Source organism: Rhodonellum sp. (genome assembly GCF_030656585.1).
In the GTDB taxonomy this organism is placed as follows: Bacteria; Bacteroidota; Bacteroidia; order Cytophagales; family Cyclobacteriaceae; genus Rhodonellum; species Rhodonellum psychrophilum.
In genome coordinates this window covers 110,488-124,162 of the sequence record NZ_JAUSPP010000061.1, presented here as the reverse complement: position 1 = coordinate 124,162, position 13,675 = coordinate 110,488, and the positions used below count along the sequence as shown (strand labels likewise).

Sequence of the window (13,675 nt, the reverse complement as noted above, 5' to 3'; positions counted from 1 at the left end):
ATCGAAAAACGTGCCCTGTTATGACGAGTTTTCTTCTTTGGTTTATCCTTTTGATTTTGTGTTGGCCCATTGCCATCATTGCATTGGTCCTATATCCAGTGGTTTGGCTGATTTTGATCCCCTTTAGACTTTTGGGATTTGCGGTTGATTTGTCATTTGATTTTATCAGATCCCTGCTGATGCTTCCTTTTACTTTGCTTTCCAGAAAATAAAAGCAATCGGGATAACGGATCTAAATCTGTATTCTTGGAATTCTCCAAATAATCAGATTTTACTTTGAGTTAAAAATTGGCGGAAAGTGTCGGACAAAAAAAAACACTTAGGAATTTCTTCCTAAGTGTTTGATAATCAAGAGCCCCTTGCCGGGATCGAACCAGCGACCTACTGATTACAAGTCAGTTGCTCTACCAGCTGAGCTAAAGAGGCCTATTCTTAATTTGTTTTTGTCTCAGAGTTTCCCCTTATGACAATGCAAATATAGAACCTTAAGATTAACTGCCAAAGGGATTTTGAAAAAAAATAGATAGATAAATTTATCTCTCTATAATTGAGTACTTTAAAATTCACGAATAATGGAAAGCTTTTTCTTAAGCTTCTCAATTTCGGTTTCAGCCTTAATAATTTTCTCATCAAACTGATCTCTGAGCTTGTCTGCTGTCTTGGAGGAAGCAAAAAACTCGAGATTATTTTTCCAAAGGGTAACATTATTTTCAAGATCAGAAATTTGTTTCCTGATTCCATGCTCCTTTTTATTCAGCACCCTATCGCTATTAGGATCCGACTGAAGCTTGTTCAAATTTAACCTGAACAAAAATTCCTCCCTATCGATTCCCGCAACTCCCATCGCACTGACATAAGTATCTATGGCTTCATTGAATTTGACTAGGACTTCCTTCATGTTCTTCCTCGGCACAAAGCCGATTGTATTGAACTCAAGTATCATCTTTTCAAGACTCTCAATGGATACAGTCTTACCTTTGGCTTCTTCAGCTATTTTGGAGATGATAACTTCTTTTTCTTCAAGGTTTTGCTCAAATTCTCTATTCACCTGTTTATTTGCATTTCTTCTGTTCTCAAAGAACGCATCACAGGCAGCTTTAAAGCGCGTATAAAGATCATTTCTGACTTTTTCTGGTGTTGGACCCAATTTTCTCCATTCTTGTTGGAGGGCTATCAATTTATTGGCCGCGGTCTGCCAATCCTCACTGTCTTTGAAGGATTCAGCTTTTTCAATCAGCTCCTCAGCTTTTTGCCTATTGACCAATCGGATATCATCCAGTTCTTTGAAGAATTGGTTCTTGTTATGGAAAAATTGTTTGAACAGACCCCAGAAGCGTTTATTAACGTCTTTTCCGATATCCTTTGGAACAGATCCGGCGATTTCCCACTCTTTCTGTACTGCTAATACCTCTTTCGTTTTGGCATTCCAATCCTTGATTTTGCCACCGTTAAAATCCTTGTAGGCTTCTAATTTCTCAATTAAAGTTTCCTTGAACTTGAGGTTGTCTTTGAACACTTCCTTTTGTCCCTCATAAAACTCTTTTCTTTTTGCATAAATAGCATCTGAAGCTGCCTTGAATCTTTGCCACAGATTTTCCTGTTCTTCTCTTGGAACAGGGCCTACATGCTTGTATTCCTCATGAAGATCGTTTAGCGTCTTGATTGCGTCTCTCAATTCTTCGTGATTGACGAGCGCTTCCGCTTTTTCACAGATTTCGGTTTTTAATTCAAGGTTTTTCTTCCGATCGAGTTCTTTAAGCTCAAAATAAATACTTCTGTTATCATAAAACCGATCCATCAAAGCATTGAAAGATGCCCAGAGATTTCTGTTTTGTGCATTGGGTACTGGGCCGATCTTCTTCCATTCTTCTTGGATATCTTTAATGGTCGTGATGCTATGGGTGGTTTCTTCCCCATCTACCAAGTCCCTTAAGGTATCAAGGATTTTATTTTTGGCATACAGATTTTTTTCCTTTTGTTTCTCCATCTCCTTATAGTGGGAAGCTTTCCGTTCCCTAAATTGATGGTAGGCAGCTAAAAAATCTTTGTCCTCATCGGTTGGCTTATATTCAAAATCAGCGGCGTCACCTCCATTGGATACAAAATCCTGAAGAGCCTCTTCTTTTTCCTTGTTGAAAAAATCATCAAAACTGGTTTTGATTTCATTGATTTGGGAATCAACCTTTCCTATATTCTCCGAAACTGCAAGTTCTTTAATGGCCTGTATCAGTTCACTTTTCGAAAAATGTGAATAATCAACCGCTTCTTCCCCCCCTTCATTTGGGCTACTCTCTTCCTCGGATGGAGTAGAAACATCATCTGTTACTTCAATACCATGGGCCTGATTTTCATCAATGGCTTGGGTCACCTTGTCTTCTTCAGACATTTCTTTATCTGTATTCATAATTTTAAATCAGAACTTTTTAGAAAGCTATCAAAACAAAAGTAACGAATTTGATTTAATTTAATCTTGGGTCAATGGGATAATTTGCCAAAACCTGATATTCTCCTCCCATTTTCTTTAAAATAACGCGCCATAATTCTTCAGGAGAGGATTTAAAAATACTTTCAGTTTCTGATTTTTCACAAACTATCCAAGTTTTTTCCTCCAATTCACTTTCCAGCTGTCCTACTGACCATCCTGAATATCCAATGAAAAATCGAATATCCTCCAGGTCTATTTCCGAAGCGTTGAGTTTGAGAATAAGTTGCTCAAAACTTCCACCCCACCACATATTCTCGCCAAGACTGACACTTCCGTCCAGAAGTTTTTGCCCAGAATAAATAAAATGAAGTGTGTTTTGTTCTACGGGGCCTCCAACATAAACCTCTGTATTTAAAAAGTCAAGCTCATCAATCAGTTCGTTCAGCTTCAAAATGGAAACTTTGTTGAGTACCAATCCAAATGCTCCACTTTCATTGTTTTCACAAATCAATACAACAGATCTTACAAAATTCTCATCTTGTAAAAAAGGTTCTGAAATTAAAAGATGCCCTGGTTGAGGTACTGTTTTAGAATTCTCTTTCATAAAAAATCCATCTTTTTTACTGAAGTTTAATTTAAATCTAAATTTTTTAATTGCAATAAGAATAGTAATTTTAAATACAAATTTTATAAAAAATGAAAATATCAGATATTCGGATTGATTATTCACTTAAATCATTGGATTTAAATGATGTATTGCCCTCACCCATCGAACAGTTCAAAATATGGCTGAATGAGGCTATTCAGGCAAAGGTACTGGAAGTCAATGCAATGAATTTGGCAACGGTCAAAGAGGATGGCCGTCCAAACTCCAGAATAGTCTTGTTAAAAGGGGTAGATACAGGATTGGTTTTTTTTACCAATTACTCAAGTACCAAAGGTATTGAATTGGAAAAAAATCCCTACGTATCTGTCACTTTTTTTTGGGCTGAGCTGGAAAGACAAGTGCGAATAATGGGCAAAGTGTCGAAAATCAAAGGAGAAGAATCTGATGAATATTTTTTTTCAAGACCCTTTTCAAGCCAAATCGGGGCATGGGTTTCTCCTCAAAGCGAGGCGATCGAGGATCGTGAATTTCTTGAAAAAAGGGATGTGGCTCTAAGGGAAAAATTTGATCCTGATACAATCAAAAGGCCAATGCATTGGGGTGGATATAGAATTGATGTCAGTGAAGTAGAGTTCTGGCAAGGAAGGCCAAGCAGGTTACATGATCGCATCCTGTATACCCAAACAGCGAATGGCCATTGGGAGAAAAAAAGGTTAGCGCCTTGATTTCTCCCAAGAATTGCAATTAAGTCTATTTTAGATCGAAAAGATTGTCGACCCCGATCATTTTTTCGACTGTAAAACCTTCCCCGAATTTGACGTTGATGCTATGTCCAAATTCCCTGGCTCGTGCCTCAATGAAATCCAGAAATTCCGGTGAGGAAATAAAGCTCGCTGGTTCGGCATTGCTGGGATCAAAGAATTGGGATTTGAAAGCCACTATACTTTCCACCTTTTTTTCCCAAAAAGGAGTGATATCGAATACGAAATCAGGTTTGATGTAATTGTTTTGAATGTAGTGGTAAACGAATTTCGGTCTCCAAGCAGGTTGAAATTGGCCATCATGCGTTGTTTCTATTTTTCTCAAGCCACTCATAAAACATGCATTGGAAGTCAATACACTTCCTTTTCCATGGTCTGGATGTCTATCGGATACTGCATTTGCCAGCACTATTTCGGGTTGATACTTCCTGATTGCCTTAATGATTTCAAGTTGGTGGGCAGCATCATCATTAAAAAAAACATCTTGAAAAGCCAAATTTTCCCTTGCGGAAAGCCCTAAGATGGTTGCTGCCATATCAGATTCCAATATTCGGATTTCAGGAGTTCCCCGAGTACCAAGTTCTCCTTTGGTTAGATCCAAAATACCAACTTTATAACCTTTGGCAACATGGGCAGCAATGGTTCCAGAACAACCGAGCTCCGCATCGTCTGGATGGGCTGCAACAACTAGAATATCAAGTTTCATATATTATCATTCAATACTTTTGGTGAATACCATAAAAAATCCTGGTACCATGATGCTACCTTACTTTTATTCTTTGACCAACCCTCAAAACACTTCTTGTGGTTATGTTATTCATGCTTGTCAAGGTACTGACCCTAACGCCATATTTCTTGGCAATCAAGCTCAGATTCTCGCCGCTTTTCACACGGTGGTATACAGCCTCTTGCGTATTCGGTTTTATGACATGATCGAAACTTGAGGCGGTTATGCTGTAAAGCTCGGACTTGATTCTTCCTCCATTGAAATCGAAAACTTCGGTAGGGTTGATGGATAAACCCTGAAAACGAATTTCATAATGGAGATGGGGACCGGAGCTTCGACCCGTACTGCCACCAAGGCCCAAAATTTCTCCAGATTTGACCTCTTGGCCTATCTCCACTAAAATCTTTGACATATGGCCATAAAGTGTTTCCAAACCATTTTTATGCCTTACTACCACATAATAGCCATATCCATTCCTGTCATAGGATTTGATCCTGACAATCCCATCAAAAGTGCTGAAAATTGGGTCACCAGTGTTCAGTTTTAGATCGGTTCCATGGTGCCATCTGTACCTTCTGAATCCAAATTCAGAGGTAATCTTTGTGCTTTCCAAAGGCAGGTTCCAATTTGCTCCAAAAAACTGGTCATACAATTTGATGTTGACAGTATCTTTAAAATCTTTAGGATTAAAATCGTAGATATTTATTTTTTTACTATCCCAAGAGGAGTAATACTCGAAAGCGGTAACCCAAATGCTGTCAATCAATACTTGTTCAGAAACCTGCACGAGTTGGTTTGTGGGCGCCCAAACCAAGGACAAAGTATCTTCAGCGACGATGCTCATCCTCTTTCTCAAATCCACATAATCCTTATAAAGCAAGGAATCTGTTTGTCGAGTAAGGTTCTGTAAATATTTTTGGGAATCAAAAAGTCTAATGTCTCTTTTTAAGGGATTATTTGTGGATGAACTTTGTGTTTTTGGCTTTTTGATGATCTTGGGAAAATTTTGAGCATGGCTCGAAAACGAACCAATGCTCAAAAATAAAACCATTAAAATGCGGATAATTTTTAAACTCATCTGAAAATATTAAGCCATTTCGATTTCTGCAAGATATCTTTCAGAATCAAGAGCAGCCATACAGCCGGTTCCTGCTGCGGTTACAGCTTGACGGTAAATGTGATCTTGGGCATCACCACAAGCAAAAACACCCTCAATATTTGTTTTGGTGCTTCCAGGGATTGTTTTGATATATCCAGATTCATCCATCGTGATGAAATCCTTGAAAACCGCAGTGTTGGGCTCATGTCCAATGGCCACAAAAAAACCTGATACTTTTAGATCCTGTTTCTCATTCGTAACCGTATTGACAATGCGCACTCCCTCAACTTCCTCTTCACCCAAAATCTCCTCAGTTTCGGTATTCCAAAGAACAACGATTTTCGGATTTTTCAACACTCTTTTTTGCATGATTTGAGAAGCCCTCATTTCACTGCGCCTGATCAGCATATATACCTTGCTGCAAATATTGGCAAGATAGGTGGCTTCTTCGCATGCGGTATCTCCTGCACCAACAATGGCTACTTCCTGACCTTTGAAGAAAAACCCATCACATACAGCACAAGCTGAAACCCCTTTTCCATTGAGCCTTGTTTCACTTTCCAGTCCCAACCATTTTGCGGATGCTCCGGTAGAAATGATAACGGTTTCGGCCTGGATCTCTATTTGTTCATCAACAATAACCTGAAAAGGCCTTTCTGAAAAATCAACTTTGGTAACCATACCATATCTAACCCTTGTATCGAATCTTTCGGCCTGCGACCTAAAATCTTCCATCATTTGGGGACCCATCACACCATTTGGATAGCCGGGATAATTTTCCACATCGTTGGTGATGGTCAATTGACCTCCGGGCTGTGGGCCAGTGTATAAAACTGGATTAAGTCCTGCCCTTGCAGCATAAATTGCGGCTGTATAACCAGCCGGACCAGATCCGATAATTAAAACCTTTACTTTTTCTATTTCAGGGGACATTTCAATTGAATTTTTGGGTGGGCAAATTTTAAGAAATTAAAGTTTACAACAAAGTTTATGGTTGTTAAAATTCCCTAAAATTTAAAGTTATATTTTAGTTCTGATTTATAACAAAAAAAGGGGGAATATCCCCCTTTTTTCATAACCCTTATGAAGGACGTTTATCCTAAATATGGCTTTAAAGTTTTACTTCTTGAAGTATGTCTTAACCTCCTGATAGCCTTTTCTTTGATCTGCCTTACTCGTTCCCTTGTAAGATTGAATTTTTCACCGATTTCTTCGAGTGTCATGGAATGCTCTCCATTCAAACCAAAATAAAGGGTGATTACATCCGCCTCTCTTTGGGTCAAAGTAGATAAGGCTCTTTGAACTTCCTTCCTAAGGGAATCATTCATCAATCCATCATCCGGTTTTTCTTCGCCATCATTCTCCAAAACATCCAAAAGACTGTTTTCTTCACCTTGAACGAATGGGGCATCCATAGAAACGTGTCTACCCGAGATTTTCATGGTATCCACAACCTCAGCAGCGGTAACTTCCAAGACCTCGGCAAGTTCTTCAGGAGAGGGTTCTCTCTCGAATTTTTGCTCAAGCTCACTAAAAGTTTTGCTGATTTTATTCAAAGAGCCTACCCTGTTCAAAGGAAGACGTACTATTCTTGACTGCTCAGCTAAGGCCTGAAGAATAGATTGTCTAATCCACCAAACTGCATAGGAGATGAATTTGAAACCACGGGTTTCGTCAAATCTTTGCGCGGCTTTGATCAAACCAAGATTACCCTCGTTAATCAAATCACCCAAAGAAAGTCCTTGGTTTTGGTATTGTTTGGCAACAGACACTACGAATCTTAAATTGGCTTTGGTAAGCTTTTCAAGAGCGAGTTGATCCCCTTCCCTTATTCTTTTTGCAAGAACTACCTCTTCATCTGCCGTAAGAAGATCCACTTTGCCTATCTCCTGTAAATATTTATCCAGGGATTGGCTCTCCCTGTTGGTAATCTGTTTGCTAATCTTTAGCTGCCTCATTCAAGAAATTTTATTTTGCGGTTAAGACTATTGGTATAACAGAATTGGTTTTCAATTAAGTTCACTAATGAAAATATTCATCAAATCCTTAATCGTTCCTTTCGGTTTTTTCTGGTTTGGGCAACAAGACTTTTCTAGAAAGTTTAAATTTCCCAGTTTTCTTATCTACATCGATAAGTTTAACCATGATCTCTTCTCCTGGTTCCAAAACACCTTCCATATTTTCCAATCTCTCCCATTTGATTTCGGATATATGCAATAAACCATCTTTACCTGGCATAAATTCAACAAATGCACCAAAAGGCATGATGTTTTTCACTTTGCCGGTATAAGTTTCTCCAATTTCAGGTTGAGAGACAATGCTCTTGATCCTTCCAACCGCTGCATCCATGGATGTTTGGTTATTAGAGAAGATACTGATACGGCCAGCATTGTCTTTTTCTTCAATGATGATGGTCGCTCCGGTGTCTTTTTGGATTTCCTGGATGACTTTACCGCCTGGTCCAATTACCGCGCCAATCAATTCCTTAGGAATGGTCAACATAAACGATCTTGGCGTATGCGGTTTCAATTCCGGTCTTGGGGAAGCAAGGGTTTTTTCAATTTCTCTAAGAATATGAAGTCTTCCCTCTCTCGCTTGGTACAATGCCTCTTTCAATACATTATAATCCAAACCTTCAACTTTCAAATCCATTTGACAGGCAGTGATTCCTTTTTCTGTTCCTGTGATTTTGAAATCCATATCTCCCAGATGATCTTCATCACCCAAAATATCGGATAGGATTGAATATTTCCCTGTTTTGGAATCGGAAATCATTCCCATCGCAATTCCAGTAACTGGTGCGGTGATTTTTACTCCCGCATCCATCAATGCCAAGGATCCAGCACAGACAGTTGCCATGGAAGAAGAACCGTTTGATTCCAAAATATCCGAAACAATCCTTATCGTGTATGGATTTTCATCCAATGGAGGCAATACTTTTTTCAAAGCACGCATCGCAAGATTACCATGACCCACCTCTCTTCTTCCTACTCCCCTGTTGATTTTTACTTCTCCAGTAGAGAATCCAGGGAAATTGTAATGAAGATAGAATTTATTATATCCTGAAAAAACAGCTCCATCCACCATTTGTTCGTCCATTTTTGTACCCAAAGTACAGGTAGTGACGGACTGGGTTTCACCTCTTGTAAATACGGCAGATCCATGCGCGGATGGAAGATAGTCAACAGCAGACCAGATTGGTCTGATTTCGTCCGTTCTTCTACCATCTAGTCTTTTCTTTTCATTCAGCGTAAGATTTCTGGCCGCTTCCTTGTGGATTTTGGCGAAATATGGGCTGATCAAGCTTGCTTCAAATCCATGGTCTTCGCCCAAACTCTGGACAAATCCTTCCTTGATGGCTTTGATCAATGCGCTTCTTTCGTTTTTGTTTGGAATCTGCCTTGCGACAACTTCGTAACACTTTTCGTATAATTCAGCCCTCATTTTTTCAAACAATTGAGGATCTGATTTCTCGTGGTTGTATTCTCTTTTGATTTCTTTTCCTACTGCCTTTGTCAATTCCAATTGAACTTGACAATGTCTCTTGATTTCTTCATGGCCAAATGCGATCGCATCTACCATTTCGTCCTCAGAAATTTCATTGGACTCACCCTCTACCATCAAGATAAAATCAAGTGATCCGGCAACGATGAATTCACATGTTGCTTTTTCCAATTGTTTAGGAGTCGGATTGATCATGAATTCACCATCAATTTTGGCAACTCTTACTTCTGAAATAGGTCCATTGAATGGGATATCAGAAACTGCCAATGCAGCTGATGCAGCCAATCCAGCCAAACAATCAGGCAAAACTTCGGAGTCAGAAGACATCAAGGTGATCGCTATTTGGGTGTCAGCGTGGTAATCATCCGGGAAAATTGGTCTGATGGCCCTATCGACCATTCGGCTTATCAAAATCTCGTAGTCGGACAATCTGCCCTCTCTTTTCAGAAATCCGCCGGGGATTTTGCCTGAAGCAGCAAATTTCTCTTGGTAATCCACTGACATCGGGAGGAAATCAACGCCTTCACCAGCTTCTTTTTTTGACATTGCAGTGGCCAAGAGCATCGTATTGCCCATTCTTACCACTACTGCACCATCAGCCTGTTTGGCCAATGCACCTGTCTCAATAATAATCTCTCTACCATCCTTAAGGATTATAGATTTTGAAATAACATTTGGTAACATAAAGTTTTTTTAAGAATTACTCTAGACTATAATAGATTTAAAAGTAAGGTTTAATCTTTGGTGAAAGCAAAAAAGTAAGGTCCTCCCGAAAGAGAACCTCACAATGTCAATTATTTACGTATTCCTAGGTCAGCAAGCACAGCTCTATATCTTTCAATATCATTCTTGATAAGATAATTCAAAAGACTTCTTCTCTTACCTACAAGTTTCAAAAGACCCAATCTTGAAGAGTGGTCTTTTTTGTTGGTTTTCAAATGGTTTGTTAAATGCTGAATCCTATAAGTGAATAGTGCGATTTGGGATTCAGGAGAACCTGTGTCCGTATCAGCTTTTAACCTGCCATGATTTTTAAACAACTCCGTTTTTTTCTCTGATGTTAAATACATGCTTAGTTAATTAATTTTGTAAAACAAACACAAATATAAGCCTATTATTTTGAATATAAAAACCAGTTTTCGTTTTAGGAAAACTTTGACTTAAACCAATTGATGAGTTTTTTCACCCCTTCCGTGTAGGTTTCTGGCTCAAACAACCGAGCGTCTTTTCGTGCCTGTCTCAGGAAGAAAAGCCCGAAAGGCAAAAGCATCAAATTTGAAAAGGCGGTACCGAAAAATGGATCCGTCAACCCCTCCTTCACCCACTTTTCCCCTGTGATGGTAAGCATGTAATAAACAATAAAGAAAATAATGGAAATAAGAACAGGCATACCCAGTCCCCCTTTCTTGATGATCGCTCCCAAAGGTGCCCCAATCATGAACATGACGATACAGGCAAATGCGGAAGTATACTTTTGATACCATGCGATTTGGTATCTTCTGTATTCCCTTTCCAGATTATCTATTTGTGAAAGTTTGTTGTTGAAATTATTTTTGAGCGTTCTGGCATTGTTCAGTGCCACTGTGGCTGCACGGGTTTTGTAATTACCCGCAACTATCATCGAATCCATCCACGCCTTCTTTTCGGGGGAAAACACTCTTTGGGGAATTTCCTTTTGAACCTGTACGGGAAAAGTAGGTTTGGCCAAGCTGGAATCATTTCCCGAGTCGGACGCGGCAGGATCCTGAACATCATCCATCAATTTTTTCCTTTTTTCAATCAGCGCATTTGGATCGAATCCACCATCGGAACGCTGTGAAAGGTCAGAATCAAGGGATGCCAAAGCCTGATCCTGGGTTTCGGACATCACGGAAAAAGCCAAGGAGTCAAGAGCCCCCGATCCATTCACTGTGATACTATCTTTTCTCCTTGTCAACTCACGGTCTCGTCTCTCCTGCTCAAGCGTTTTTAGGGCTCGGATGGAATCGTCTGTTCTTTTCCTTTCAGAAATATCTTTTGGGGGAGTTAGTTTCCTTTCCCTTGCGAAATAGGGATAGGAAGATTCCGTATTGAGGTAGTTGAGATAGGTGATTTGATTGATTTCACTTGCCAGGGAATCTAGGCCCATTCGCAATCCCGCTATATTCTTGATGGACCGATTGGTAGACCAGAGGTCCTCCGGGGTCCGGTTCAACTGAAAAGACTCCAAATTGAAAATTATCTGGTTTTCGGAAAATTTGGTTCGACTGAAATCCACGGGTTTTTCCATTATCCCCCGTTGTCCCCTAGATTCTTTATAGTTATACCCATGGTAAAGGGTAAGACTCATATAACTGTCATTGAAAAACGGTTCCATACGACCGGAATCTGCCAGTATGATGCCGATATTGCCCTGTCCCTCTGAATGGTCATAGATAATGACATCCTGCAACCTGACTTCGTCCAATTTCCTATTGACTTTGATGCTATAATTTGGGATACCATTATAAAATACTCCTTCCTTGATGTCCAATGCCGGAGATTTCATCCGGATGTCGTACAGGAGTCCAAAGGTCTTGAGGTTCACTTTTGGCACCAGATAATTGTTGGATAAATAAGCGCCGATGGCCAGGAAAAACACAAAAATCCCAATGGGTCTCAATGCCCTCAGCAGGGAAATGCCACTGCTCTTGATCGCCGTGAGCTCAAAATGCTCCCCAAGATTCCCAAAAGTCATCAAGGAGGAAAGCAATACCGCCAAGGGCAAAGCCATGGGAGATATACTGATGACAAAGTAGCCAATAAGCTCCATGTACACCGAGAAGGCCAAACCTTTGCCGAAGATTTCGTCAAAGTATTTCAGCATATTCACGGTGAGCAGAATAAAATCCACTACAATAAAAGTCAATAAAAAGGGACCTAAAAAGGACCCTAGTATTAATTTATCAAGTTTTTTCATGAAACCCCGAGGCTCTTTTTCTTTTTGTTAAGAACGTCAAAGGTCATGATAATATTCCAAAAACAGGAACACTTCATAAAACTAACCTCCAATTATCTCTTTTAATGAACCGATAAGGCTTTCCCAAATCGATTCTTGCTCGTCATCATCATAAGTATCGCTATAATCAACGACCTTCAAAAACAAGGTTTGGGTAAGTTCATTTTCATCAAGTCGGAATTCTATGAAAGAATGATCGGTCTCATCAGGGTTTTTTGGATCATAGAAATCAAACTTGATATGGATATTGGTTCTCAGCGCCACGATTCTGGCATAGTGATCCTCTCCATCGTAATTGAAAATATAATTTTTATCCTCATTGATCTTCACGTCATCTGCAAACCATTCCGATAAACCACTCGCTGTACTCAGGTACGGGAAAATTATTTTCCTTGAAGTATTTATCTGATAATCAGAAACAAATTTATTCTTAACCATTTTAATTTTAATTGATTTGTAAATAATGCTTTTTTTAACGCGTAAGACTTGCATTTTAGTCCTTAACCCTGCATATTTGCATTCCGATTTGGCGAGGTAGCTCAGTTGGTTAGAGCGCAGGATTCATAACCCTGAGGTCACGGGTTCAACTCCCGTCCTCGCTACATTAAAAGCTTCTCCATGTGAGAGGCTTTTTTTATGCCTTTATTTTTTTGATGGACAATGGTTCAGAGAACCATCGGTTGAATTGGACAAAACCACTTTCATTTATTTGTTAACGTTAGATTCAAATCTTTGACCAGCAAAAGAGCGCCTTCCCATTCCACAGGTATTTTTTGAAATTATCCAAGTTGCAATTGGAGATATGCTTTCGGGTCTGATTTGATCTTTTGTAATATAGTGAAAAATAAGAAAGAGAACCTATTGGCTTAAAAAAAATGCACAAAAAAAAAGCCCCTTTATCAGGGGCTTTTAACAAGTAAGTTAAGTGCCTTCTTACTTTACTTTTTCAACAACAGCTTTGAATGCCTCGGGATGATTCATAGCAAGATCGGCTAGAACTTTTCTGTTCAATTCGATTTCTGCTTTTTTCAACATTCCCATCAATTGTGAATATGAAATACCATGTTCTCTGGCACCGGCGTTGATACGTTGGATCCATAAAGCTCTGAATTCTCTTTTCTTCGCTTTTCTGTCCCTGTAAGCATACTGTAAGCCTTTCTCATATTTGTTCTTTGCTACCGTCCAAACGTTTTTACCTCTTCCGAAGTAACCTTTGGTGGCTTTTAATACTTTTTTCCTTCTAGCTCTAGACGCGACGGAGTTTACTGACCTTGGCATAATTTACTGATTTTTGACTCTTGGTGCCTTTCGGACTTTATACCAATGAATCTGGTGAATAATTTAACCTTACTGATGATTTTTAATGGACGAATCGTTTGATCAGATTCTCAACATTGCTTTTACTCTTCCTTCATCTGACTCGTGAACCATTCCCATTTGGGTAAGATTTCTCTTTTGTTTGGTTGTCTTTTTTGTCAGGATGTGGCTTTTGTAAGCATGCTTCCTTCTGATTTTACCGGATCCAGTCAATTTGAATCGCTTTTTTGCACTTGATTTTGTTTTTACTTTAGGCAT

Annotated in this window: 14 protein-coding genes and 2 tRNA genes; 3 read left to right on the top strand and 13 right to left on the bottom strand. The window is 39.3% G+C overall.

Annotated features, from left to right (window positions below; all coding sequences use genetic code 11):
• Positions 1-20: 20 nt before the first annotated feature.
• Positions 21-212: a hypothetical protein gene (locus Q7J63_RS15410; protein ID WP_304887411.1), complete on the top strand. Its 192-nt coding sequence runs from the start codon at positions 21-23 to the stop codon at positions 210-212.
• Between the two features lie 141 nt (positions 213-353).
• Here Q7J63_RS15410 and Q7J63_RS15405 read toward each other — a convergent pair.
• The 3 genes from Q7J63_RS15405 to Q7J63_RS15395 form a co-directional block, all read right to left on the bottom strand.
• A tRNA-Thr gene (locus Q7J63_RS15405) sits at positions 354-426 on the bottom strand.
• A 130-nt stretch (positions 427-556) separates the two neighbouring features.
• Positions 557-2,404, bottom strand: a complete 1,848-nt coding sequence (locus Q7J63_RS15400) for a DUF349 domain-containing protein (protein WP_019600253.1) — start codon at positions 2,402-2,404, stop codon at positions 557-559.
• 55 nt (positions 2,405-2,459) lie between these two features.
• Positions 2,460-3,029, bottom strand: a complete 570-nt coding sequence (locus Q7J63_RS15395; RefSeq protein WP_019600252.1) for a YqgE/AlgH family protein — start codon at positions 3,027-3,029, stop codon at positions 2,460-2,462.
• A gap of 92 nt (positions 3,030-3,121) precedes the next feature.
• Between Q7J63_RS15395 and pdxH the strand changes: the two genes are divergently transcribed.
• A complete protein-coding gene (gene pdxH / locus Q7J63_RS15390) occupies positions 3,122-3,757 on the top strand; it encodes a pyridoxamine 5'-phosphate oxidase (protein WP_304887408.1) in 636 nt (211 codons plus the stop codon).
• A 25-nt stretch (positions 3,758-3,782) separates the two neighbouring features.
• Here the strand turns inward: pdxH and bshB1 are convergent, their stop codons facing one another.
• The 8 genes from bshB1 to Q7J63_RS15350 form a co-directional block, all read right to left on the bottom strand.
• Entirely contained in the window at positions 3,783-4,499 is a 717-nt protein-coding gene (gene bshB1, locus Q7J63_RS15385) for a bacillithiol biosynthesis deacetylase BshB1 (protein WP_304887406.1), read from the bottom strand.
• A 55-nt stretch (positions 4,500-4,554) separates the two neighbouring features.
• Positions 4,555-5,598, bottom strand: coding sequence for a peptidoglycan DD-metalloendopeptidase family protein (locus tag Q7J63_RS15380; RefSeq protein WP_026333875.1), 1,044 nt, complete (start codon positions 5,596-5,598; stop codon positions 4,555-4,557).
• A gap of 9 nt (positions 5,599-5,607) precedes the next feature.
• Entirely contained in the window at positions 5,608-6,552 is a 945-nt protein-coding gene (gene trxB, locus Q7J63_RS15375; RefSeq protein ID WP_019600248.1) for a thioredoxin-disulfide reductase, read from the bottom strand.
• A gap of 161 nt (positions 6,553-6,713) precedes the next feature.
• Entirely contained in the window at positions 6,714-7,577 is an 864-nt protein-coding gene (locus Q7J63_RS15370) for an RNA polymerase sigma factor RpoD/SigA (RefSeq protein ID WP_019600247.1), read from the bottom strand.
• A gap of 88 nt (positions 7,578-7,665) precedes the next feature.
• Entirely contained in the window at positions 7,666-9,807 is a 2,142-nt protein-coding gene (pnp, locus tag Q7J63_RS15365; protein WP_019600246.1) for a polyribonucleotide nucleotidyltransferase, read from the bottom strand.
• Between the two features lie 110 nt (positions 9,808-9,917).
• The gene (gene rpsO / locus Q7J63_RS15360; RefSeq protein ID WP_019600245.1) at positions 9,918-10,193 is read right to left on the bottom strand and encodes a 30S ribosomal protein S15; all 276 of its coding nucleotides are present in this window, start codon (positions 10,191-10,193) and stop codon (positions 9,918-9,920) included.
• A 74-nt stretch (positions 10,194-10,267) separates the two neighbouring features.
• Positions 10,268-12,061 (bottom strand): LptF/LptG family permease, encoded by a 1,794-nt coding sequence (locus tag Q7J63_RS15355; protein WP_304887401.1) that lies wholly within the window; start codon positions 12,059-12,061, stop codon positions 10,268-10,270.
• An 81-nt stretch (positions 12,062-12,142) separates the two neighbouring features.
• Positions 12,143-12,538: an START-like domain-containing protein gene (locus Q7J63_RS15350; RefSeq protein ID WP_019600243.1), complete on the bottom strand. Its 396-nt coding sequence runs from the start codon at positions 12,536-12,538 to the stop codon at positions 12,143-12,145.
• A 90-nt stretch (positions 12,539-12,628) separates the two neighbouring features.
• Here Q7J63_RS15350 and Q7J63_RS15345 point away from each other — a divergent pair.
• A tRNA-Met gene (locus tag Q7J63_RS15345) sits at positions 12,629-12,702 on the top strand.
• Positions 12,703-13,033: 331 nt separating this feature from the next.
• Here Q7J63_RS15345 and rplT read toward each other — a convergent pair.
• Together rplT and rpmI are read right to left on the bottom strand one after the other, a co-directional pair.
• Positions 13,034-13,378, bottom strand: a complete 345-nt coding sequence (rplT, locus tag Q7J63_RS15340) for a 50S ribosomal protein L20 (protein WP_019600242.1) — start codon at positions 13,376-13,378, stop codon at positions 13,034-13,036.
• Positions 13,379-13,480: 102 nt separating this feature from the next.
• Positions 13,481-13,675: a 50S ribosomal protein L35 gene (gene rpmI / locus Q7J63_RS15335; RefSeq protein ID WP_019600241.1), complete on the bottom strand. Its 195-nt coding sequence runs from the start codon at positions 13,673-13,675 to the stop codon at positions 13,481-13,483.